This is a genomic window from Oryzobacter faecalis (assembly GCF_046764005.1).
Taxonomy (GTDB): domain Bacteria; phylum Actinomycetota; class Actinomycetes; order Actinomycetales; family Dermatophilaceae; genus Oryzobacter; species Oryzobacter faecalis.
Window position 1 is genome coordinate 277,154 of the sequence record NZ_JBKOFW010000002.1, and the last position, 22,087, is coordinate 299,240.

General features: G+C 73.4%; 22 protein-coding genes. 9 read left to right on the forward strand and 13 right to left on the reverse strand.

Annotated elements, in window-relative coordinates; all coding sequences use genetic code 11:
* Nucleotides 1-143: 143 nt before the first annotated feature.
* The 3 genes from ACK8HX_RS05190 to ACK8HX_RS05200 form a co-directional block, all read right to left on the reverse strand.
* On the reverse strand, nucleotides 144-1,598 hold the full coding sequence (locus tag ACK8HX_RS05190; protein ID WP_411939599.1) for a protealysin inhibitor emfourin: 1,455 nt from the start codon (nucleotides 1,596-1,598) through the stop codon (nucleotides 144-146).
* 72 nt (nucleotides 1,599-1,670) lie between these two features.
* Nucleotides 1,671-2,414 (reverse strand): enoyl-CoA hydratase-related protein, encoded by a 744-nt coding sequence (locus ACK8HX_RS05195; protein ID WP_411939600.1) that lies wholly within the window; start codon nucleotides 2,412-2,414, stop codon nucleotides 1,671-1,673.
* Between the two features lie 102 nt (nucleotides 2,415-2,516).
* Entirely contained in the window at nucleotides 2,517-2,990 is a 474-nt protein-coding gene (locus tag ACK8HX_RS05200; RefSeq protein ID WP_411939601.1) for a nitroreductase/quinone reductase family protein, read from the reverse strand.
* Nucleotides 2,991-3,091: 101 nt separating this feature from the next.
* Between ACK8HX_RS05200 and ACK8HX_RS05205 the strand changes: the two genes are divergently transcribed.
* On the forward strand, nucleotides 3,092-3,784 hold the full coding sequence (locus ACK8HX_RS05205; protein ID WP_411939602.1) for a TetR/AcrR family transcriptional regulator: 693 nt from the start codon (nucleotides 3,092-3,094) through the stop codon (nucleotides 3,782-3,784).
* A gap of 104 nt (nucleotides 3,785-3,888) precedes the next feature.
* Here ACK8HX_RS05205 and ACK8HX_RS05210 read toward each other — a convergent pair whose 3' ends face one another.
* The 5 genes from ACK8HX_RS05210 to dnaA all read right to left on the reverse strand — a co-directional run bounded on the left by ACK8HX_RS05210 (nucleotide 3,889) and on the right by dnaA (nucleotide 10,212).
* The gene (locus tag ACK8HX_RS05210; RefSeq protein ID WP_411939603.1) at nucleotides 3,889-4,383 is read right to left on the reverse strand and encodes a DciA family protein; all 495 of its coding nucleotides are present in this window, start codon (nucleotides 4,381-4,383) and stop codon (nucleotides 3,889-3,891) included.
* Between the two features lie 76 nt (nucleotides 4,384-4,459).
* Complete coding sequence (gene recF / locus ACK8HX_RS05215) at nucleotides 4,460-5,662, reverse strand: DNA replication/repair protein RecF (RefSeq protein WP_411939604.1); 1,203 nt, start codon at nucleotides 5,660-5,662, stop codon at nucleotides 4,460-4,462.
* Between the two features lie 11 nt (nucleotides 5,663-5,673).
* Nucleotides 5,674-6,801 carry a phosphogluconate dehydrogenase (NAD(+)-dependent, decarboxylating) gene (gnd, locus tag ACK8HX_RS05220; protein ID WP_411939605.1) on the reverse strand — a complete coding sequence of 376 codons (1,128 nt, stop codon included), beginning with the start codon at nucleotides 6,799-6,801 and terminating at the stop codon, nucleotides 5,674-5,676.
* An 85-nt stretch (nucleotides 6,802-6,886) separates the two neighbouring features.
* Nucleotides 6,887-8,020: a DNA polymerase III subunit beta gene (dnaN, locus tag ACK8HX_RS05225; protein WP_411939606.1), complete on the reverse strand. Its 1,134-nt coding sequence runs from the start codon at nucleotides 8,018-8,020 to the stop codon at nucleotides 6,887-6,889.
* Between the two features lie 671 nt (nucleotides 8,021-8,691).
* Complete coding sequence (gene dnaA / locus ACK8HX_RS05230; protein ID WP_411939889.1) at nucleotides 8,692-10,212, reverse strand: chromosomal replication initiator protein DnaA; 1,521 nt, start codon at nucleotides 10,210-10,212, stop codon at nucleotides 8,692-8,694.
* A gap of 400 nt (nucleotides 10,213-10,612) precedes the next feature.
* Between dnaA and rpmH the strand changes: the two genes are divergently transcribed.
* The 8 genes from rpmH to ACK8HX_RS05270 all read left to right on the forward strand — a co-directional run bounded on the left by rpmH (nucleotide 10,613) and on the right by ACK8HX_RS05270 (nucleotide 16,758).
* Nucleotides 10,613-10,750, forward strand: a complete 138-nt coding sequence (gene rpmH, locus ACK8HX_RS05235; RefSeq protein ID WP_013885212.1) for a 50S ribosomal protein L34 — start codon at nucleotides 10,613-10,615, stop codon at nucleotides 10,748-10,750.
* Between the two features lie 10 nt (nucleotides 10,751-10,760).
* On the forward strand, nucleotides 10,761-11,126 hold the full coding sequence (gene rnpA / locus ACK8HX_RS05240; protein ID WP_411939607.1) for a ribonuclease P protein component: 366 nt from the start codon (nucleotides 10,761-10,763) through the stop codon (nucleotides 11,124-11,126).
* Nucleotides 11,123-11,467 (forward strand): membrane protein insertion efficiency factor YidD, encoded by a 345-nt coding sequence (gene yidD / locus ACK8HX_RS05245; protein WP_411939608.1) that lies wholly within the window; start codon nucleotides 11,123-11,125, stop codon nucleotides 11,465-11,467. Before rnpA ends, yidD begins: the two co-directional genes overlap by 4 nt.
* 60 nt (nucleotides 11,468-11,527) lie before the next feature.
* Entirely contained in the window at nucleotides 11,528-12,655 is a 1,128-nt protein-coding gene (yidC, locus tag ACK8HX_RS05250) for a membrane protein insertase YidC (RefSeq protein WP_411939609.1), read from the forward strand.
* A 23-nt stretch (nucleotides 12,656-12,678) separates the two neighbouring features.
* Complete coding sequence (locus ACK8HX_RS05255; RefSeq protein ID WP_411939610.1) at nucleotides 12,679-13,371, forward strand: Jag family protein; 693 nt, start codon at nucleotides 12,679-12,681, stop codon at nucleotides 13,369-13,371.
* Between the two features lie 14 nt (nucleotides 13,372-13,385).
* Nucleotides 13,386-14,114 carry a 16S rRNA (guanine(527)-N(7))-methyltransferase RsmG gene (gene rsmG / locus ACK8HX_RS05260; protein WP_411939611.1) on the forward strand — a complete coding sequence of 243 codons (729 nt, stop codon included), beginning with the start codon at nucleotides 13,386-13,388 and terminating at the stop codon, nucleotides 14,112-14,114.
* A 497-nt stretch (nucleotides 14,115-14,611) separates the two neighbouring features.
* On the forward strand, nucleotides 14,612-15,688 hold the full coding sequence (locus ACK8HX_RS05265) for a ParA family protein (RefSeq protein ID WP_411939890.1): 1,077 nt from the start codon (nucleotides 14,612-14,614) through the stop codon (nucleotides 15,686-15,688).
* A complete protein-coding gene (locus tag ACK8HX_RS05270) occupies nucleotides 15,685-16,758 on the forward strand; it encodes a ParB/RepB/Spo0J family partition protein (protein WP_411939612.1) in 1,074 nt (357 codons plus the stop codon). Before ACK8HX_RS05265 ends, ACK8HX_RS05270 begins: the two co-directional genes overlap by 4 nt.
* Before the next feature lie 86 nt (nucleotides 16,759-16,844).
* Here the strand turns inward: ACK8HX_RS05270 and trxA are convergent, their stop codons facing one another.
* The 5 genes from trxA to ACK8HX_RS05295 all read right to left on the reverse strand — a co-directional run bounded on the left by trxA (nucleotide 16,845) and on the right by ACK8HX_RS05295 (nucleotide 22,075).
* A complete protein-coding gene (gene trxA, locus ACK8HX_RS05275) occupies nucleotides 16,845-17,171 on the reverse strand; it encodes a thioredoxin (protein ID WP_411939613.1) in 327 nt (108 codons plus the stop codon).
* Nucleotides 17,172-17,248: 77 nt separating this feature from the next.
* Nucleotides 17,249-18,253: a thioredoxin-disulfide reductase gene (gene trxB, locus ACK8HX_RS05280; RefSeq protein WP_411939614.1), complete on the reverse strand. Its 1,005-nt coding sequence runs from the start codon at nucleotides 18,251-18,253 to the stop codon at nucleotides 17,249-17,251.
* Nucleotides 18,254-18,347: 94 nt separating this feature from the next.
* Nucleotides 18,348-19,205 (reverse strand): hypothetical protein, encoded by an 858-nt coding sequence (locus tag ACK8HX_RS05285; protein WP_411939615.1) that lies wholly within the window; start codon nucleotides 19,203-19,205, stop codon nucleotides 18,348-18,350.
* Nucleotides 19,206-19,290: 85 nt separating this feature from the next.
* On the reverse strand, nucleotides 19,291-19,881 hold the full coding sequence (gene sigM, locus ACK8HX_RS05290; RefSeq protein WP_411939616.1) for an RNA polymerase sigma factor SigM: 591 nt from the start codon (nucleotides 19,879-19,881) through the stop codon (nucleotides 19,291-19,293).
* A 13-nt stretch (nucleotides 19,882-19,894) separates the two neighbouring features.
* On the reverse strand, nucleotides 19,895-22,075 hold the full coding sequence (locus tag ACK8HX_RS05295; RefSeq protein WP_411939617.1) for a hypothetical protein: 2,181 nt from the start codon (nucleotides 22,073-22,075) through the stop codon (nucleotides 19,895-19,897).
* Nucleotides 22,076-22,087 lie beyond the last annotated feature (12 nt).

Below are 22,087 nucleotides of genomic sequence, written 5' to 3' on the forward strand. Positions count from 1 at the left end.
CGACCTCGCGCCCAGGGCCCATCCGGGGGGGACGCCGCGGGTGGCCAGGCACCGCCCGAGGACGGTCCGCGCGACCTCGGGGACCGGGGTCGGGCGCCGACCAGCTCGACGGTGTGGCGAGGCGGGCAGGCGTCATCCCGGCGTCATCCGGCGCCGCGGGCGAGGGTGCGTTCGAGGAGGCCGCGCACGTCGTCGCTCAGCTGCGGTTCGGGCAGCTCGACGTCGAGCGGCGGCACCGAGCAGCGCACGCCGTAGCAGAAGGCGTCGGGCAGCCGGCGGCTCGCGGCCGCCTCCCGGGCGAGGACGGAGAGGCGGTCGTCGGCGAGGAGGCCCTGCCACGCGCGGGCATCGCCCTCGGGCAGCTGGTCGAGGGTGACGGTGCGCTCGAGGGTGCGGCCGGCGAACCCGCCGGTGCGGCGGACCACCACCTCGGTGCCGCCCCCGGGGACCTCGGCGGCCCGGTCCGGCACGGGTGCCTCGGCGCCGTCGGGAGCGGGGGAGGGGGCACCGGTCGATGCGGCCCCCAGCACGCCCACCGCCTCCCACGCCGACCGGACCGCCGCCACGACCTCGGATCCCTCTCCGTGCCGGGCGGTGGCGGCCTGCACGGTGAGCCCTGCGAAGGTCGAGAAGTCGCAGTCGGCCGAGATGTCGCCGGTGATCGTGTCGAACCAGACCCGGCCGGCGACCTCCCAGGCGGGGCCACCGAGGGTGGTGGCGACCACGTGGAAGGCCTTGTTGGGGATGCCGGAGTTGATGTGGACACCGCCGTTGTCGTCGGTGGTGTCGACGTAGTCGCGCATGTGGGCGGGCTGGGGGTCCTGTCCCAGCCGTGGGTCGTCGTAGGCGGTGCCCGGCGCGGCCATCGACCGCAGGGCGACCCCCTCGACGTCGTCGCCGAGCAGCTCGGCCCCGACCAGCCAGTCGGCCTCGTCGGCGGTCTGCCCGAGGAGGCGCTGCTTGACGAGCACCCCGAAGACGTCGGAGACCGACTCGTTGAGCGCCCCCGACTGGTCCTGGTAGTTCAGGCCCGAGGTGTACTGCGTGACGCCGTGGGCCAGCTCGTGCCCGATGACGTCGAGGCTGCGGGTGAAGGGCTGGAAGATGACGCCGTCGCCGTCACCGAACACCATCTGGCTGCCGTCCCAGAAGGCGTTGTCGTACTGGCGGCCGTAGTGCACGGTGGCGACGAGGGGGAGCCCGCGCCCGTCGAGGGAGTTGCGCCCGTAGACCTCCTGCCACAGCTGCCAGGTGGCGCCGAGCCCGTCGTAGGCCTCGGTGACCTCGCGGTCGTCGGTCGCCGGCGCACCCTCGGCGCGCACGAGGGTGCCGGGCAGGGTCGTGCCTCCGGCGGCGTCGTGGACCGCGCGCTGGGGGCCCTCGGCGGTCCCGCGTCGCGGGCGCGTCGTCGACGCCGCCTCGGAGCGTCCGGGTGAGCGTCGCAGCTCGCTCGTGCGGCGCGACCGGCGCAGGTCGGCGTCGGCGGCGAGGGTCGCCCGGGCCCACGCGGCGAGGGCGGGGTCGTCGGAGGAGGCGAGCGCCTCGAGGAGGTAGGGCGGGACGATCGAGCACCGGTGCGGCGCGGGCGGCGTCTTCATCCCCCAACCCTGCCTGCGGCCACCGACACCCGCACCCGGAGCCGCGTCATCCGGCTCCCGGTGGTGGGGCTGTCAGCGGCGCAGGGCCGCGGCCATCCGCTCCTGCGCGACGTGACTGTGGAAGAGCAGCCCGGACAGCCGCGCCATCTCCTCGCCGTCGCGGTCGAACGCGGTGACGAGGTCGCGGTTCAGCAGCCGCTTGGCCTCGACGAGCCCCTGGCGGGCGCCGGCGCGGAGGTCGGCGAGCACCGCGTCGACCGCGACGTCCATCGAGGCCTCGTCGGCGACAGCGGTGACCAGGCCGTGCTCGAGCGCCTCGCCGGCGCCGAAGGCGCTCCCGGTGAGGAACCACGCCGACGCGGCCCGCGGGTGCAGCCTGGCCCGCAGCGGGATGGAGATGACGGCCGCGGCGAGCCCGAGCCGGACCTCGGTGAGGGCGAAGGTCACGTCGTCGCGGCAGACGACGAGGTCGGAGGACGCCACGAGGCCGAGACCACCGGCACGGACCGCCCCGTCGAGGCGCGTGACGACCGGGACCGGGAGGGCGGTGACGGTCCGCTGCAGGGCCACGATGGCGCGGGCGGACTCGACCATGTCGACGGTCGCGGCCTCCTTGAGGTCGGCACCGGAGCAGAACACCGGGTGCGACGAGCGGAGCAGCACGCCGTGCAGCGACTCGTCGGCACCGGCCTCGGCGAGCGCCTGGCCCAGCTCGGCGACGAGCCGGCGCGAGAGGGCGTTGCGGTTGGCGGGCGAGTCGAGGGTGATGACGGCGATGCGGTCGTCGTCCTGCCGGTGCACCAGTGCGTCGCTCACGCCCTCGACACTAGCCAACGCCATCCGCGCTCTCCCGAGTCGTGTGCTCAGGTGGCTGCCCTGGCGACCACCCGGGCACGCGACTCGGGGAGGGAGGGCGGGTCAGGCGGCCGTGACCCGCAGGACGGGGAAGCCGGGAGCAGCCGCGGCGAGCTCGGCGTCCGTGGAGTCCTTGGTCAGGCCCTCGACGAACCGGCCGACCTCCCAGCCCCAGCGGTCGAGGTACACGCGCAGCACCGGGCCGCGTTCGGCGACCGGCAGCTCGGTGAGGACGACGCGCTCGGTCCGCCGGCCGAGGGCCAGCTCGCCACCGCCGGCCGCTCGCGCGTTGCGGACCCACTGGGTGTTGCCGCGCGGCGCGACGAGGAAGCGTTCTCCGTCCAGGACGAGGAGGTTGACGACGACCGTGCGGGGCTCGCCGGTCCGGCGGCCCGGCACGGTGAGGACGCGCGAGCCCATGAGGCTGACCCCCCGCTCGGTGAGCCAGCGGACGGCGACCTGGAACCACCGGTCCATCCGGCCGTTCGGGGCCACGTAGCGACGGGGGTCGGACGCAGGTCCGGGGGTGGGGGTCATGGTCTCTCCTCAAGTGTGAGCACTGCTCTCGGTTTCAGTGTGGGTCGCAGTGCTGCTCCTTGTCAAGAGCAGTGCTCTCGTTCCTGTGGTTGGATGGAAGCGTGTCCCCCTCCCGTGCCGAGCGCCGCCAGGACGTCACCGACCGGATCCTCGAGATCGCCCGGCGCCACCTGGCGACCGACGGTGCCGCGGCTCTGTCGCTGCGGGCCGTCACGCGCGAGCTCGGCATGGTGTCCTCGGCGGTGTACCGGTACGTCGCCAACCGCGACGAGCTGCTCACCCTCCTCGTCGTCGACGCGTACACCGACCTCGCCGACGCCGTCGACACCGCCGTGGCCGCCGTGGCGCGCCGGTCCTGGCAGGAGCAGGTCGTCGCCGGCTGCCTCGCCTTCCGCGCCTGGGCGGTCGACGACCCCTCGCGGTACGCCCTGCTCTACGGCAGCCCCGTCCCCGGATACGTCGCTCCTGCCGAACGGACCAGTGGGCCCGGTACGCGGGTCGTCCTCCTGCTCTCCGCGCTCGTCGCCGAGGGGGTCGACCGCGGCGAGGTGTCCGCGCGGGTCCCCGGCGTCGCCCTCCCGCGCGCACTGGCCACCGGGCTGCGCGCCGTGGGCGAGGGTGTGGGCACCGGGCGCAGCCCCGAGGTCGCGGCGCGCGCGGTGCACCTGTGGGCGACCCTCGTCGGCGCCGTCAGCCTCGAGGTCTTCGGACAGTTCGGCCCCGAGGGCCCGCCCGAGGCCGCGGCGCTCCTCGAGCACCAGGTGCGCCTCGTCCTCCACACCTTGTCGACCTGACGAGGCGTGGTCCTGGCCTGAGTCGTGACCTACCGCCTGGTAGATGCTGTGATCACGACACTGACCAGGCGGTAGGTCGCGGATGGGGTGAGCTGGGGTGGGGATCAGCCGTAGGTGTCGCGGGGTCCGCGGCCGTCCTGGGCACGGCGGCCGCCCCGGGTCCACGATGGAGCGGCCGGCCCGACCACCCGGATCTCGGTGACGGTGCCCTCCCCGACGTCGTCGGCCAGGCGCCCGAGCAGGCTCGAGGAGAGCAGCCGCAGCTGGGTGGCCCAGGCGGTGGAGTCGGCCCGGACGGTGAGCACCCCCGCGGTGTAGTCGACCGGCTCGCAGTGCTGGGAGATGTCGGGGCCGACGATCTGTGGCCAGCGTCCGATGACGGCGCCCACCGCGACGTCCGCGCCCCATCCGCGCTCGGCGACGAACTGGTCGAGCTGGTCACCGAGGAGCCGGGGGTCGCGGCCGCCGTCGCTGCGGCGGTCGGCGGGGACGTCCTTGGCGCGGCGGCGCGGCTTCAGTCCCGGACGCAGACCCTTGGCGCGTGCCGCGGCGCGGGCGCGGGACAGCGCCGACCGGGCGGCCTCCGCCGTGTCTCCCACCACGTCCTCGCCGGAACCGCCTGTGTCCGCACGGTTTTCGGGAGAACCTGCGTCGGTGGGCACGTCGAGCGGTTCGTCAGGCACGCTCGCTCACCGACCCGAGCGACACCGCGAACGTCCTCCCTGCGAGCCCGGCCGGGACGTCCTCCGGTACGGCGGCGGTGATGAGCACCTGCTCGCAGTCGGCGACCATCGCCGCGAGGCGCTCGCGGCGCCCCGAGTCGAGCTCGGCGAAGACGTCGTCGAGGACGAGCACCGGGTCGTCGCCGAGGTCGGTGCGCAGCAGCTGGTAGGCCGCCAGCCGCAGGCCGAGGGCGAACGACCACGACTCCCCATGGCTGGCGTAGCCCTTCGCGGGGAGCTCGCCGAGGGTGAGGACGACGTCGTCGCGGTGGGGCCCCACGAGGCACACACCGCGCTCGACCTCCTGGGTGCGGACCTCCGCGAGGGAGGCGAGGATCTCCTCGTGCAGCTCGGCCGGCTCGGGGACCTCCCCGGCGGCGAGGCGGGCCGCGGTCGCCTCGCGGAGCGACGCCTTGTACGTGACCCGGGCGTCGGACTGGCCGGCGCTCACCTCGTCGTACGCCTTGCCGAGGTAGGGCCCGAGGTCGCGGAGCAGCCGGAGCCGTGCGTAGAGCAGCTGCGAGCCCACCTGCGCCAGGTGGGTGTCCCACACCTCGAGGGTGTGGAGGGCCGAATCCCGTTCTGCCGCAGTGTCGATGCCCTCGGTGTAGGACCGCTGACGCCGACGGGCTGCCCGGCCCAGGTGCGGCGCAGCCGACTTCAGGAGGGCCCCGCGCTGCTTGACGATCTTGTCGTAGTCGGAGCGGACCCCGGCCCAGCGCGGCTGGCGCGCGACGAGCAGCTCGTCGAGGAAGCGTCGCCGCTCGCCGGGGTCACCCTTGACGAGGGCGAGGTCCTCGGGGGCGAAGACGACCGTGCGCAGCGTGCCGAGGACGTCACGCGGCCGCGACAGGGGCGACCGGTTGAGCCGCGCCCGGTTGGCCCGGCCCGGGTTGATCTCCAGCTCGACCATGCTCTCTCGCCCGTCCCGGACGACCGCCCCGCGCACCACCGCCTGAGCGGCACCGAAGCGCACGAGCGGGGCGTCGGTGGCGACGCGGTGGCTCGACAGCGTCGCGAGGTAGCCGATCGCCTCGACGAGGTTGGTCTTGCCCTGGCCGTTGAGCCCCACGAGCGTCGTGGTCCCGGGCTCGAGCGCCAGGTCGGCGGTCTCGTAGCTGCGGAAGTCGGCGACGGAGAGGTGCCTGACGTGCACGCCCCCGCCGATCAGCTCTTCGTGGCGGCGCGCTTCCGCGTCGACCCGGTTCCCGAGGTGGGTCCCGCTCCTGCGGCCCCCGAGCGCTTCCGGGTCGACCCGGCACCGGACGACGGTCCGGCAGCCGCAGCCTTGCGGCCCTTCGCGGCCGCGGCCTTGGCACTGCGGGGCGGCTTCTCCTTGGACTCCGCCTTCTTGGTGACGGTCCTCGCCGACGCCGGCCCGGCCTCGGCGCCGCGGCGCAGCTCCTCGCCCTCGGCGGTCGTCATCACCTGGTGGCCACCGAACTGGCCGCGCAGCGCGGCGACGGCCTGCATCGTCGGGGAGTGGTCCTGGCGCGAGGCGAACCGCGCGAACAGCGATGCCGAGATCACCGGCATCGGCACCGAGAGGTTGATGGCCTCCTCCACGGTCCAGCGGCCCTCGCCGGAGTCGGAGGTGTAGTCCGAGACGTCATCGAGCGAGGGGTTCTCCTCGAGCGCCTTGACCATGAGGTCGAGCAGCCAGGACCGCACGACCGTGCCGCGGCTCCAGGCCTTGAACGCGCCCGGCACGTTCTCGACGATGTCCTTCTTCTGGAGCAGCTCGTAGCCCTCGGCGTAGGCGTGCATGAGGCCGTACTCGATGCCGTTGTGCACCATCTTCGTGTAGTGGCCCGCACCGACCTTGCCGGCGTGGACGAACCCCTCGTCGCGCGGACCCTCGGGGCGCAGGGCGTCGAAGATCGGCATCGCCTTCTTCACGTTGGCGGCCGTGCCGCCGACCATGAGGCCGTAGCCGTTGTCGAGGCCCCAGATCCCGCCCGAGACACCGCAGTCGAGGTAGCCCACGCCCTCGGCCCTGAGCAGCTTCTCGTGCTCGGCGTCGTCGGTGAACTTGCTGTTTCCGCCGTCGATGACGAGGTCGCCCTTGTCGAGCAGCCCGGCCAGCTTCGTCACGGTGTCCCGCGTCGGCGCCCCGTGCGGGACCATGACCCACACGACCCGCGGCGCGTCGAGCTTCCTCACCATGTCGGCGAGGGACTTCGCGTCGCTGATCTTCTGGTCGCGGTCGTAGCCGACGACCTCGTGACCGGCGCGGCGCAGCCGCTCACGCATGTTGCCGCCCATCTTGCCCAGCCCGACCAGACCCAGCTGCATGTCGTGTCTCCTCGAAGGTAGGTGGTGCGGACGACGCGGGGGGTGCTCAGCGAAGGCTACGCCGGGGCGCCTCGCGGGCGCTGCCTCAGGACGCGAAGCGGACGGGCATGAGGACGTAGCGGTACGACGTGTCGGCCTCGCCGTCCTCCTCGGCCTGCCCCGAGAGCACCGCGGGGCGAGATGCCTGGGTGAAGGAGATGCGCGACCACGGGGTCCCGACGGCCCCGAGTCCGTCGAGGAGGTAGACGGGGTTGAACGCGATCTCGATGTCGGGGCCCGTCAGGCGCGCCTCGACCGCCTCGGAGGCCTGGGCGTCGTCGCCGGCACCGGCCTCGATGGTGACCTGGCCCTCGCTGAACCGCAGCCGGACCGGGGTGTTGCGCTCGGCGACGAGCGCGACGCGCTTGACGGCCTCGACGAGCTCGGCGGTCGAGATGACGGCCTCGGTGTCGGAGCTGGTGGGGAAGATCGAGGAGACCTTGGGGTACTCGCCGTCGAGGAGGCGGGTCGTCGAGCGGCGCTGGCCGGCCTCGAACCCGACGAGACCGTCCCCGCCGGCGGCGGTCCCGAGGGCGACGTCGATCGACCCGCTGGCCCCGAGGGAGCGAGCGGTGTCCGAGAGCGTGCGCGCCGGGATGAGGACGACGTGGCTGGCGTCGGTGGAGGAGGGGTTCCAGTGCAGCTCGCGCATCGCGAGGCGGTAGCGGTCGGTGGCGAGGAGGGTCATCGTGTCGCCCTCGATCTCGACCCGGACACCGGTGAGGATCGGCAGGGTGTCGCCGCGGTCGGCCGCGACCGAGACCTGGGCGACGGCCTGGGTGAACAGGTGGCCGTCGACCGAGCCGCTCGCCTCGGGGGAGGTCGGCAGGGTCGGGTAGTCGTCGGCGGGCATCATCAGCAGGCTGAAGCGCGAGGAGCCGCACGTCACCTGCACCTTCGAGCCCTCGGTCGCGACGTCGATGGGGCGGGCCGGGAGGTTGCGCGAGATGTCGGCGAGGAGGCGTCCGAGGACGAGGACGGTGCCGCCCTCGGCGACGTCGGCCGCGACGGTGATGCGGGCCGAGACCTCGTAGTCGAACGCGGAGAGGGTGAGCGTGCCCTCCTCGTCGGCCTGGAGCAGGATGCCGGCCAGCACCGGGACCGGCGGGCGGGCGGGGAGCCCGCGGGCCACCCAGGTGACCGCCTCGGCCAGGACGTCGCGCTCGACGCGGAACTTCACGACTACCACCTTCGTGCGGCGCGACGTCGTCGCGCCTTTGCTCGGCACACCAGTACTGGAGAACACCCCCGTCCGTGCGGTCGGGAGAGGTCGCGAGGACGTTTCCCGAGGCAGGCGGGATGCTGACACTAGTGCACGGGGTCGACCTCCGGTACCTCGTCCGGGAGGACCGCCGGGGACCGGTCGGGGCCGGGTCCTTGCAGGTCGTGGTCGGGGCACGAGATGACATTTCTGGATCTCATCGTCGTGGTAGGAGCTGTGGACGCTGTGGACGACGGGCCGTCCTCGCAGGTGGCCCGCCCCCGGTGGGTGTGGACCGCCCGTGGACGACGCCGTGGAGGAACCGGTCGGGGGTGTTGACGGCCGGTGGGCGTTCACACGACGTCCACGTCGCCGTGCGCCGTCGTCCACGTCCGCGAGGCGGTTGTCCACAGTTGTCCACAGGTTGTGTGGACAACCGGTCGTGCGAGAGCGGTGCCACCGGCCTGAGGGGAGGGGTTGTCCACAGACTTGTTCACACGCCGTGGATGCGCCGCCGGGAGCGCCGGGATGTCGTCCGCCGCGTCCTCCCGCCGTGCGTGACACGTGTGAAGGTTCGACAACGGCTCTACACAGGGTGGGGACAACCTGTGGACGACACGGTGGCGCGGGGTGTCCCGAGGGCGGGCCGGTCAGTGCGACTGCTGCTTGATCCGGTTCGTCAGCTCGGTCACCTGGTTGTAGATCGCGCGTCGCTCGGCCATGAGCTGGCGGATCTTCTTGTCCGCGTGCATGACCGTGGTGTGGTCCCGGCCGCCGAACTGCTGGCCGATCTTCGGCAGTGAGAGGTCGGTGAGCTCGCGGCACAGGTACATCGCGATCTGGCGGGCCGTGACGAGCACGCGCGAGCGCGACTGGCCCTGCAGGTCGTCGAGGGTCAGCCCGAAGTAGGCGGCCGTCTGGGCCATGATCGTCGCCGGCGTCACCTGGCTCGACGCGTCATCGGGGATGAGGTCGCGCAGGACGATCTCGGCAAGGCTCATGTCGACGGGCTGGCGGTTCAGGCTCGCGAACGCGGTGACCCGGATGAGGGCGCCCTCGAGCTCGCGGATGTTGGTCGAGATGCGGCTGGCGATGAACTCGAGGACGTCGTCGGGCACCGAGAGCCGCTCCTGGATCGCCTTCTTGCGCAGGATCGCGATCCGGGTCTCGAGGTCGGGCGGCTGGACGTCGGTGAGCAGGCCCATCTCGAACCGGCTGCGCATCCGCGCCTCGAAGCCGCTGAGCAGCTTCGGGGGGACGTCGCTGGTGATGACGACCTGCTTGTTGGAGTTGTGGAGGGTGTTGAACGTGTGGAAGAACTCCTCCTGGGTCTGGACCTTGCCCTGGAGGAACTGGATGTCGTCGATGAGGAGCACGTCGACGTCGCGGTAGCGCCGCTGGAAGTTGGACGCCTTGTCGTCGCGGATGCTGTTGATGAAGTCGTTGGTGAACTCCTCGGAGTTCACGTAGCGCACCTTGACGTGGGGGAAGAGGTTGCGGGCGTAGTGACCGATGGCGTGGAGCAGGTGGGTCTTGCCCAGCCCGGACTCCCCGTAGATGAAGAGCGGGTTGTACGCCTTGGCCGGCGCCTCGGCGACCGCGACCGCCGCCGCGTGGGCGAACCGGTTGCTCGCGCCGATGACGAAGGTGTCGAAGGTGTACTTGGGGTTGAGGCGGGTCAGCTCGACCTGCTCGGGGACCTGCTGCCCCGGCCGCGGACGCCGGGCCCCGGGGACCTCGACCAGGACCGGCGCACCGTCGGTGCCACGGGGGAGGCTGTCGGCCGCGCCGTGCTCGGCGGCGAACCCGTCGAGCTCGTCCTCGCCGAGCTCGAGGTCGTCGATCTGGCGGCGCCGGTCGGCGGCCCGCTGATCGTGCCCGTCGTCGTTGCCGGCCGACTCCGCGGCCTCGACCGCCGCGGCCTCGGCGAGGCTGGGGTCGACCGTGACGGCCAGGCGCACGTCACGTCCGAGCTGCGAGCCGAGGACGGCGGTGACCCGGTCACGCAGCCGGGTCTCGACGATGTCCTTGGTGAAGTCGTTCGGCACCGCGATGAGCGCGGTGTCGTCGAGCAGGCCCACGAGCCGTGCGAGCGAGAGGAAGGCCCTCTGCTGCACCGGGATCCCGTCCGAGTCGAGCACGTCCAGGGTGGTCCGCCACAGCTGGGCCATCGTCGCGTCCGCCACGCTGTCGTCCCCGTCCTTCCACTTGCCCCTCGGGCCCTCGTGTGTTCCCGGCCGGGCGGCCGGTGCAATCCACATCGTTGTCCACAGTCTGTGGGCATCTCCGCGCGCGTGCGAACCGGTGTGTCGCTGCAGGGGGCGGTCCGTGCTCCGTGGGATCCTAGAGGGTTTTCCCCAGCCCCGTGGGCCGCTGCGCCGGTTTGACCCCCGATGCCCCCGTCACGTACCGTTGACGGGCCTGTTGGTCGGCTGTTTTCGCATGCCCGTGACGCACCGGAGCCGGTGCCGAGGTCACCCTCGCACCGTCATGGGTTTCCGATGGCAGCCGACCTGCGGTGCCCCCCGACCACCGGGCCGATCCGGCCCGCCTCCAGATGAGAGAACCGACGTGAGCAAGCGGACCTTCCAGCCGAACAACCGTCGCCGCGCCAAGACGCACGGCTTCCGCCTCCGGATGCGCACGCGCGCCGGTCGCGCCATCCTCGCCGCCCGCCGCCGCAAGGGCCGCTCCGAGCTCTCCGCCTGAGGCGCCCCCGGTGCTGCCGGCGCCGAACCGTCTGCGCCAGCGGGCGGACTTCACGTCGGCGGTCCGGTCCTCCGGAGGTTCTCGGGCCGGCTCCCGGCTCCTCGTGGTCCACGCCCACCAGACCGACGCGCGTGCGGGTCTCCCGCCGCGGGTCGGTTTCGTCGTGTCGAGGGCCGTGGGCAACGCGGTCGTGCGCACCCGCACCAAGCGTCGGCTGCGGGCCCTCGTCGCAGCCCGCCTCGATGCCATCCCCGCCGGCACCGACCTCGTCGTCCGGGCCAACCCGGCCGCCGGCCAGGCGACCTCGGGGGAACTCGCGGCGGCACTGGATCCGTTGGTGCACAAGGTGATCGGTCGAATCGGAGGGTTGGCGTGAGCGTCGGGAGGATCGTGGCTGCGCCCCTCGTGTGGGCCATCCGCGCCTACCAGCTGCTCATCTCGCCGATGCGCCCGCCGACCTGCCGGTACTACCCGTCGTGCTCGGCCTACGCCGTCACCGCACTCGAGACGTACGGCCCGCTGCGCGGCTCGTGGATGGCGCTGCGCCGGCTCGGGCGGTGCCACCCGTGGACCCCCGGCGGCGTCGACCACGTCCCGCTCCGCGACCCGCGGACGGGTCGGCCGGTCCCGGGGACCACCGGACCGCGCGGCATCCCGGACGACCTCGACCCGGAGGGCGACCCGGCAGCGACCGCGGGCCACGCCCACTCCCACTGACCCCCGTCACCACCGTGACACCATCCCGCCGGCACCAGCCGGCACAGCCGTAAGGACACCATGGGCGACTTCTTCAACACGATCATGGCCCCCATCGAATGGCTCGTGGCCTGGATCATGTTCGGCTTCCACGCGGGGCTGACCTCGCTGGGGATGCCGGAGGCGTCCGGGTGGACGTGGGCCCTGTCGATCGTGGGTCTCGTCATCGTCATGCGGGCCGCGATGATCCCGCTGTTCTTCAAGCAGATCATGGCCTCGCGCAAGATGCAGATGATCCAGCCCGAGCTGCAGAAGATCCAGAAGAAGTACAAGGGCAAGTCCGACCCGGAGTCCCGCCAGGCGATGACCCAGGAGACGATGGCGCTGTACAAGAAGGAGGGGACCAACCCCTTCTCCTCGTGCCTGCCGATCCTCGCGCAGTCCCCGTTCTTCTTCGGCCTGTTCCAGGTGCTCAACGGCCTCGACGACATCGCCCGGGGTGACAAGGACTTCGTCGGTCCGATCAACCGGGAGGTCGCGGCCCAGGCCGAGTCGGCGTCGGTCTTCGGCGCGCAGCTGTCCGACACCTTCCTCGGGTCGGACGCGATGAACACCAAGATCGTCACGGTCATCCTCATCGTCCTGATGTCGGCGACGACCTTCCTCACCCAGCGCCAGCTGATCACGAAGAACATGCCGGCCTCCGCGCTCGACAACCCCTTCGCGAAGCAGCAGAAGCTCCTGCTCTACGTGCTGCCGGTCGTCTTCGCCGTCTCCGGCGTCAACTTCCCCCTCGGTGTCCTCATCTACTGGTTCACGACGAACGTGTGGTCGATGTGCCAGCAGTTCTACGTCATCCGCCGCCTGCCGGCCCCCGGCTCCGCGGCCGAGAAGGCGTACCACGCGCGCCTGGCGAAGAAGGGCAAGCCCATCCCCGGCGCCGCCGAGGCCGCTGCTGCCGCCGCCGCTGCGGAGGCGGCGGAGGCCGACAAGCCCACCGGGCAGCGGGCGCAGCCGGCCTCGAAGAAGCGCAAGAAGAAGCAGGGCGCGGGCGGCGCTGCGAAGCCCGGGCAGCAGCCGCGCCAGCCGGGAGCGCCGGGCCAGGACGGCCAGGGCGCACCCAGGCCCTCCGGGCAGAACGGCCAGAAGACCGGCCCCCCGCAGGGCCGGAAGAAGCCCGGCGCCGCCGCGAAGCCCCCCACGACCTGATCCCCCTGACGCAGGAGAGACCCATGACCGAGAACACCACCGAGCTGGCACCCGCGCCGGCCACCGAGGCGCGTGCCGACGAGCAGACGCCGACCACCGCCGACGAGGCGACCGACACGGTCGAGACCGGGACCGACGTCACCGACATCGAGGCACCCGTCACCGACACCGCCGACGGTGGTGCCGACGACGATCGCGACGTCGAGGACGACGCCCCCACCGCGGCGCCGACCGGCGGGACCACGCGCCGCGCGGTGCTCGAGCGCGAGGGCGAGGTCGCGGCCGACTTCCTGGAGACCCTCCTCGACATCTGCGACCTCGACGGGGACATCGACGTCGACATCGACGGCGACCGCGCCGCGGTGTCGGTCGTCGACTCCGAGGACGGCAGGGTGCCGCGTCGCCTCGTGGGTCCGAACGGCCAGGTGCTCGAGGCGCTCCAGGAGCTGACCCGCCTCGCCGTGCAGTCCTCCACCGGTGAGCGCAGCCGCCTCATGCTCGACGTCGCCGGCCACCGGGCCGACCGTCGCGCCACGCTCGTCTCCCTCGCGAAGGAGGCCATCGCCGAGGTCAAGCAGTCGGGCGAGCGCAAGCCGCTGTCGCCCATGTCGGCCTTCGAGCGCAAGGTCGTCCACGACGAGGTCCTCGCTGCCGGGCTCGTCTCCGAGTCGGAGGGCGCCGAGCCGCGCCGGTTCGTCGTCATCCTCCCGGCCTGAGGATCGCGTTCCACGTGAAACATCACGAGCCGGACGAGCGTCCGGTCGCAGCACCAGCCGCACCCGAGGGTGCGGCTGGTCTGTTTGGTGACCGGCTCGAGCTCGCGGTGCGGTTCGCGGCGATCCTCGCCGACACGGGGGTGACCCACGGGCTGATCGGCCCGCGCGAGGTCCCCCGCCTATGGGAGCGGCACCTGCTCAACTGTGCGGTCGTCGCCGACGCCTTCCCCTCGGGCGTGCGCCTCGTCGACGTGGGCTCCGGGGCGGGGCTGCCCGGGGTGGTCCTCGCCATCGCGCGGCCGGACCTCGAGGTGCACCTCGTCGAACCGATGCTCCGGCGGACGACCTGGCTCGAGGGTGTCGTCGCCGAGCTGGACCTCACGACGGTGACGGTGCACCGGGGCCGGGCCGAGGACCTGGCCGGCACCCTGTCGGCGCCGTTCGTCACGGCCCGGGCGGTGGCCCGCCTCGACAAGCTCGCCCGATGGTGCGTCCCTCTCCTCGAGGAGGACGGCACGCTCGTCGCGATGAAGGGGCGGTCCGCGCGCCAGGAGCTGGACGAGGACCGCCGGGCCCTCGACCGCCTCGGGCTGACCCGGGCCGCGGTCGTCGAGCACGGGGGAGACCTGCTCGACGAGCCCGTCCTCACGGTCGACCTCGGGTTCGCCCCCGCCCCGCCCCGGGGAAGGTCGGGTCCGCGGGGCCGGAGGGCGACCGGCCGACCGGCCCGCCGCCCCAGCTGAGCGACACGCCTCGGCTCGAGGGAACGACGTTTCACGTGAAACGTGCCGTCCGGCCGGAACCCCCGCACCGCCACCCCGGGATGTTTCACGTGGAACACCGTCAGGGGAGAGACAGGGCAGACCCCGCTGCTCGATGAGGCAACGCCGGCCTCGTGGCGCGCCCTGTCCGGACTGCGAACGGCCGGCGCGACACGCCCCGGGCTGGCTGTGGATGACGCTTTGGCGTGTCACCCTCTCGTGGGGTTGGATGAGCGGGCCCTGCTGTTCCCTGACGAGAAGGTGGATTCGTGAGCGCCACGAGCGACGTCACCGAGGTGCGCACCGCTGCACCCGGGCTCGGATTCCCCCGGCTCTCGGGACCGGAGACGACCGACCTCGGCTGGCCCGCCGCGGACGAGGTCGACCGACGGCCGGCGCACGATGTTTCACGTGGAACGTCCCAACCGACCGCACCCCCCACGAGCCCCGGCGCGCCCCCCGTTTCACGTGAAACACCCCTGACCGACGCGACCCCCGAGCCCGGGCTGGCGGCACCCGTCGCACCGTCGCCGACGGGGGAGTCCGCCCCCGTACCGGCCGCACCCCCGAAGACCGAGGAGCAGTACCGCCCCGTGGACGACGCCGAGCGCGCACAGATCGCCGATGCCATGCCCAGCCACGACGACCGGACCCCACTGGCCCGGGCCGTCGCCGAGGACGCCCGCAAGCGGATCACCCTGAGCGGCCGCAGCGTGCCACGCCCCGACCGCACCCGGGTCCTCACCGTCGCCAACCAGAAGGGCGGCGTGGGCAAGACGACGACGACCGTCAACATCGCCGCCGCGCTCGCGCAGGCGGGGAGCAGCGTCCTCGTCATCGACCTCGACCCCCAGGGCAATGCCAGCACGGCTCTCGGCATCGAGCACCACGCCGAGGTGCCGAGCGTGTACGACGTCCTCGTCGAGGGGACCGCCATCGAGGACGTCGTCCAGAGGTGCCCCGACGTCCCCAACCTGCTGTGCGTCCCGGCGACGATCGACCTCGCCGGCGCGGAGATCGAGCTCGTGTCGCTGGTCGCCCGCGAGACCCGGCTTCAGAAGGCGGTCGAGGCCTTCGTCCGGGCGCGGACCGAGTCGGGGGACCGCATCGACTACGTCCTCGTGGACTGCCCGCCCAGCCTGGGGCTGCTCACGGTCAACGCCTTCGTGGCGGCGACCGAGGTCTTCATCCCGATCCAGTGCGAGTACTACGCGCTCGAGGGCCTGTCCCAGCTGCTGAAGAACATCGAGCTCATCCGCAACCACCTCAACCGCCGGTTGCACGTGTCGACGATCCTGCTGACGATGTACGACGGCCGGACCCGGCTCTCGGCCCAGGTCGCGGACGAGGTCCGTGAGCACTTCCCGGGCCAGACGCTGCGCGCGACCGTGCCGCGGTCGGTGCGCATCTCCGAGGCCCCCAGCCACGGTCAGACCGTCATGACCTACGACCCCAACAGCAGCGGGGCCCTGTCCTATCTCGAGGCGGCCGTCGAGCTCGCCGAGCGCGGGATCGGCGCCGGGCAGGACGAGCAGAGCATCGAGGAGACCGCATGAGCGAGAAGCGTCGCGCCCTGGGCCGAGGCCTGGGCGCCCTCATCCCCAGTGGCACCGCCGTGAGCGAGCGCCCCGTCGACGTGTTCTTCAAGGACCGGGTCGACGCGGAGCCGACGTCCGACGGTCCCGCCGGCACCGACCCGGCGGCCCTGCCCACGCGCCCGGTCGACGGTGACGGCGCGGTCGCGGCCCCCTCAGCCCCGACCCACCCCGCTCCGGTCGACGGTTCGGCCCTGCAGCCGGTGCCCGGTGCCGAGTTCGCCGAGGTCCCGCTCGACGCCATCCGTCCCAACCCGCGCCAGCCGCGCACGGTGTTCGACGAGGACGACCTCGCCGAGCTCGTCCACTCGATCCGCGAGATCGGCGTGCTCCAGCCGGTCGTCGTCCGGCCGGTCCCCGGAGCCGGCGCCGACGACGAGATCCGCTACGAGCTCATCATGGGCGAGCGGCGCTGGCGCGCGTCGCGCGAGGCCGGCAAGGAGACCGTCCCGGCGATCGTCCGCATCACCGAGGAGGACGACCTCCTGCGCGACGCGCTCCTGGAGAACCTCCACCGCAGCCAGCTCAACGCGCTCGAGGAGGCCGCCGCCTACCAGCAGCTCCTCGACGACTTCGGCTGCACCCAGGAGGTCCTCGCCCAGCGGATCGGCCGGTCGCGCCCGCAGATCTCCAACACCCTGCGCCTGCTCAAGCTCCCGCCGGTCGTCGCGCGGCGCGTGGCCGCGGGGGTGCTGTCCGCCGGGCACGCGCGGGCCCTGCTCGGCATGGCCGACGCCGCCGCCATGGAACGCCTCGCCCAGCGGATCGTCGCCGAGGGGCTGTCGGTGCGCACCGTCGAGGAGCTCGTCTCCCTCGGGGACGCCGACACCCCGGCCGCCCGCCGCGCACCGCGCCCGGGGGCCCGGCGGCCCCAGCTCGACGACCTCGCCGCCGACCTCTCCGACCGGCTCGACACGCGGGTGCGGATCGCCCTCGGCGCCAAGAAGGGCCGCATCACCGTCGAGTTCGCCTCCGTGGAGGACCTCAACCGCATCCTCGACACGATGCACCTGCGGGCCGCCCGCGACTGACGGCAGGCGACCCGGTCACACACGACGAAGGCGCGGATCCCGTTGCATCACAACGGGATCCGCGCCTTCGGCCGTGCGGGGCGACCTCAGCCGAGGAAGGGCTCCAGCTCGCGGAGCAGCTTGGGCTTGGGCATCGCGCCGATGATCGTCTTGACGATCTCGCCGTTCTGGTAGACGTGCATCGTCGGGATGCTCGTGATGCCGAGCTTGCCGGTGATGGCCGGGTTCTCGTCGGTGTTGAGCTTGACGATGGTGACCTTGTCGCCGTGGTCGCGGGCGATCTCGTCGAGGATGGGCGCGACGGCGCGGCACGGGCCGCACCACTCGGCCCAGAAGTCGACGAGCACGGGCTTGTCGCTGTTGAGGACGTCGAGCTCGAAGGTCTCGTCGGTGGTCTTGGAGACGGCTCCCATGGGCGGGATCCTTTCAGGAGGGGTGGGCGGGGTGTGGTGGTCGATGGTGCCGGAGGGGTCCGACACCGGTGGCCGGGTCAGTGGGCCAGGGCGGGGGCCTGGTCGTGGACGTGGGCGAGGAACCGCTCGGCGTCCAGGGCCGCGGCGCAGCCCGACCCCGCGGCGGTGATGGCCTGGCGGTAGGTGTGGTCGACGAGGTCGCCACAGGCGAAGACGCCGGGCACGTTCGTGGCGGTCGAGCGCCCCTGGACGAGGACATAGCCCTCGTCGTCGAGGTCGACGACTCCCCGGATGAGCTCGTTGCGCGGGTCGTGGCCGATGGCGATGAACAGGCCGGTGGCGGCGAGCTCGCGGGTCTCGCCGGTGACGGTGTCGCGCAGGGTGACCCCGGTCAGCTTGTCCTCGCCGTGGATCGCCGCGACCTCGCTGTTCCACGTGAAACGGATCTTGTCGTTGGCGAACGCGCGGTCGGCCATGATCTTCGAGGCCCGCAGCTCGTCGCGCCGGTGGACGATCGTCACCGAGCGGGCGAACTTCGTGAGGAACGTGGCCTCCTCCACGGCGGAGTCACCACCCCCGACGACGACGATGTCCTGGTCGCGGAAGAAGAACCCGTCGCACGTGGCGCACCACGAGACGCCGTGGCCGGAGAGGCGCTTCTCGTCGGCGAGCCCCAGCTCCCGGTACGCCGACCCCATCGCGAGGATGACGGCGTGCGCCCGGTACTCGGTGCCCTCGGCGTCGACGACGACCTTGACGTCGCCGTCGAGCGAGACCGACTCGACGTCGTCGGTGATGATCTCGGTGCCGAACCGCTCGGCCTGGGCGCGCATGTTCTCCATGAGGTCCGGGCCCATGATGCCGTCGCGGAAGCCCGGGAAGTTCTCGACCTCGGTCGTGTTCATCAACGCCCCACCAGCGGTGACGGCGCCCTCGAACAGCAGCGGGCGCAGGTTGGCGCGCGCGGCGTAGACCGCCGCGGTCCAGCCCGCCGGACCCGAACCGATGATGATGACGTTGCGGACGTCGGAGGTCACGTGGACACAGCCCCTTGTGGTGGAGTCGGGTGGCGACCGCAACATGCGGTGCTCGAAGATGAACCGATCCTAGGGCCGCGGTGTTCCCGACGCCTTGTCGCCCCGCCGGTCCGGACGGCTGGTTCCGGGGTGTGACACCTCAGTCGAGGGAGACCGGACCACTGATGGGACCGGTGGTGCCCGTGGTGCAGGCGCGGTCGACGGCCCACACCGTCCGCCCGGTCTCGGCCGTCGCGACGACCACGGCGGCCGGCGCGCCGTCGACCTCCGCGAGGTCGACGAGGAGACCGGCCGTCGCGGGGATGCCGAGGGCGTCGGCGCACGACCGGGCCCCGAGCGGGGTCCCGAGGGGCCCGATGCCCGGGGCCTCGGCGGCGAGCTCGCGCAGCGGCGCCGCGGAGCCGTCCACGAGGCGACGGGCCGCCGGGGCGAGGTCGGCGCTCTCGTAGGACTGTCCCGAGGTGACGACGAGCACCTCGCCCGACCCCGCGGCGGGCGCGAGGGCGGCCGAGCCACCGGAGGTGTCGGTCCCTGCGTCGCCGCCCGCCTGCGACTCGGCCCGCCCGGCGCCCGAGTCGGCCCCGCCGTTCGCGTCGAACGCCGCCGTGAGGCCGCCCTGGGTCACCTGGAGCGCGACCCCCCCGAGCCCCATCGCCCCGACGACCGCGGCCGCCACGGCGAGGTGACGGGCCCGTGGGCGCCGCCGCAGCGGGAGGACCCGGGCGCCCTCGTCCTCGGCCGGGGGTCCGGAGGCGGGGGAGGAGACCGGCGACGACATCGAGGGCGAGCCCGGGCCGGCCGGAGCCGCGCCGGCCCCGGTCGCACCGGTCCCGGTCGCAGCGATCCCGGCCGCGCCGGCCTCGGCCGCCAGGGCCGCGGTGATCCGCTCGACGAGGTCCTCCGGCATGGGTCCGGGGTCGGGCAGGCCCGCGAGCAGCGCGCGCATGCCCGTCGGGTCGTGCTCGACGGGGGCGTCGTCGTCGTGGGGGTGGCTCACGAGGTCCTCCGGGACGTGCCCTCGGGCTGGGGATCGGTGCGGGTGTCGGCCGCCCCCGCGCAGCGGAGGAGCCTCGGGTACGACGTCACGGGGCCCCCTGGGGTTCCGCGCCGTCGGAGACCGGCGCATCGCGCGCCCCGAGCAGGGCGGAGAGGGCCTCGCGCCCGCGGAAGCACCGGGACTTCACGGTTCCCTCGGCCACGCCGAGGACGGCAGCCGCCTCGGCCACGGAGAGCCCGTGCATGTCGACGAGGACGAGCGCCATCCGCTGGCCCTCCGGGAGGCGGGCCAGGGCCTCACGGACGTCGAGACGTGCCTCGACCGACGCGTGGTGGTCGTGGCGGTCCGGGAGGTCGAGCTCGGCGACGTCGCCGGCGCGGCGCACCGTGACCCGCTCGCGGCGGATCCGGTCCAGGCAGGCGTTGACGACGATGCGGTGCAGCCAGGTCGTCACCGCGGCCTCACCGCGGTAGGCGTCGGCGCGGCGGAAGGCGGAGATGAACGCCTCCTGCACGGCGTCGGCGGCGAGCTCGCGGTTGGAGGTCGTCCGCAGCGCGACCGCGTACATCCGGTCGCGGTGCCTGCGGAACAGCTCACCGAACGCGGCGCCGCCGTCACCGGCCACGTGGCGCGCGATGAGGTCGCGGTCGCTGAGCTCGAGCAGGTCGTCGGTCATCGGGGGGCCGGCCTCAGCCGGTGACGACGACCTCGCCCAGCCACGCCCGGCGCTTGCCCCGGTCGTCCTCGGACACCTTCGTGTACCAGATGACGATGTACTGGCCGCTGACCTCGGGCGGGACGGCGAAGGTGACCTTGCCCCGGGCGTCCTTCTTCGTGCCGATCTTCGTGGCGCCCTCGAGCCGGTTCTCCGGGCCGACGTAGACCTCGAGGTCGGAGCGCACCGGGATGACGAGCTCGACACCCTGCGGCTTCTTGTTCGGCCCGAGGTCGACGACGACGCCGAGCCCCTTCTTCAGGCCGCCGAACTCGTCGGAGCGGTAGTTCTCGGAGTACCAGGCGTCGTCCGGGTCGCCGTCGTAGGCCTTGGGCGCGAGGCTGTTGTTCTCCTCGCCGTCGCCCTCGGGGTCGTAGGGCTCGACCTTGAGGATGGCGAGGGGCTCCGGGCTGCCGGTCGGCGCGGGGCTGGCGCTGCCGCTCGCGCTCGCGCTCGGGGAGGGCGGGCCCGACGCGGCGGGGGTGCTCGAGGAGTCGGGGGTCCCGAACCCGAGGTTGCCCGTGTTGGCCCCGATCCGCGAGATCCCCCAGATGCCGATGACGAGGGCGAGGACGAGGAAGCCCGCGACGATGCCGAGGGCCAGCTTGGACTCGTCCTTGGTCAGCGGCTCGGCGGGGACGAGCGGGGCGGGCGCCTCGAGCCCGTCGACGGCACCCGGCTCGCGGGCGGTGTCGGGCGAGAGCTCGGAGACCTTGTCGACGGCGCGACGGGCCAGCGTGCCGACGCGCTCACCGACGGTGCCGAGGGCTCCGGCGACGGCTGCGCCGGCGGCTGCCGCACCGGCCGCGGCTCCCGAGGCGGCGGTCGCGACGGCTCCGGGTCGCTCGTCGTCGTCGCGGTCCTCGCGCTCGGCCGCCTCGGCGTCCTCGACGGGGTCCCGGCGGTCGGGGAGGCGGCGGACGGGCGCCACCGTCGGGAGGTCGATGACCCGCGTCCGTTCGGGCCGGTCGTCGTCCTCCGCCCCGGACCCGGGGACGTCGGACGCCGGGGTGAGGCGGGGCAGCTCGTGCGTGGGGCCGCCGGACGCGGCGGGTCCGCGGGAGGAGGTGTCCGCGCCGGCAGCGGCAGCGGCCGCACCGGCGGCACCGGCGGCACCGGCCGCGCCGAGCACGCGCAGGTTCGAGCGCACGACCGTGGCCTCGGGGTCGTCGGCCGGGTCGAGGGGCGCCGGGGGGACCGGCCCGGCACCCGGACCGTCGCTGGACGCCGGGAGGTCGTCGAGGGCGGGGCCCGCGGACCCGGCGAACGGGACGACGTCCTCGACCGGGGCAGCGTCGTCGACGCCGTCGGTCTCACCCGCGCCGTCGTCCTCCGCGGCGTCGAGCGGCCCGGGCCGCTCCTCGCTGGCGACCCGCGCCACCGGGCGCCCGATGACCTGTCGCGAGGGCCATGGGGCGACCTGGCGCGCGTAGTCGCCCGGGCTCGTCGGCCCCTGGTCGTCGTTGATCGTCAGGCGGCAGATGGCGTCGAGGTCGCGCGGGACGCCGGCCGCGATCTCGGACGGGGCAGCCACCCCGCCGGGCACGCGCGGGGCGGCGGCGAGGCCGGACCCACCGCTCCCGAGCGGCCACAGGCCGGTCAGGCCGGCGTAGGCGAGGGCGACGACGCCCACGGCGTCGCGCCGGGCGGCCTCCTCGGCCTCGGCGCCGTCGTCACCGGCGCGGACCGCGGCCGTCTCGAGGCCACGGAGGCGGACGTCGCCCTCCGGGGTGCGCAGGACGTCGTCGGGTTCGAGGGCGAGGTGGTGCATCCCGCGCTGGCGGGCCGTCTCGAGGGCGGCTGCGACCTCCCCGGTGATCCGCCGGACCTCGTCGCCCGGGACGCCGCCACCGGTGACGAGGTCGGTGAGGGTGCGTGCGTCGGAGAGGTCCTCCTCGACGACGTAGGCGACGCCGTCGTCGGTGCCGACGTCGAGGATGCGGGCGAAGACGACGTGCGAGACCGAGGCCGCACGGCGGGCGGCGTCGAGCAGGGCCGGCGTGCGGTGGTCGTCGGAGGCGATGACGAGCACGGAGACGCGACGCCCGAGGGTCTGGTCGTCGGCCGACCAGCGTTCGGTGTCACGCAGCTGCTCGAGCCTGCGGTGGACGGCGTAGCGCCCCCCGAGGACGGTGCCGGGTCCCACACCCCTCACCGCTGCTCCTTC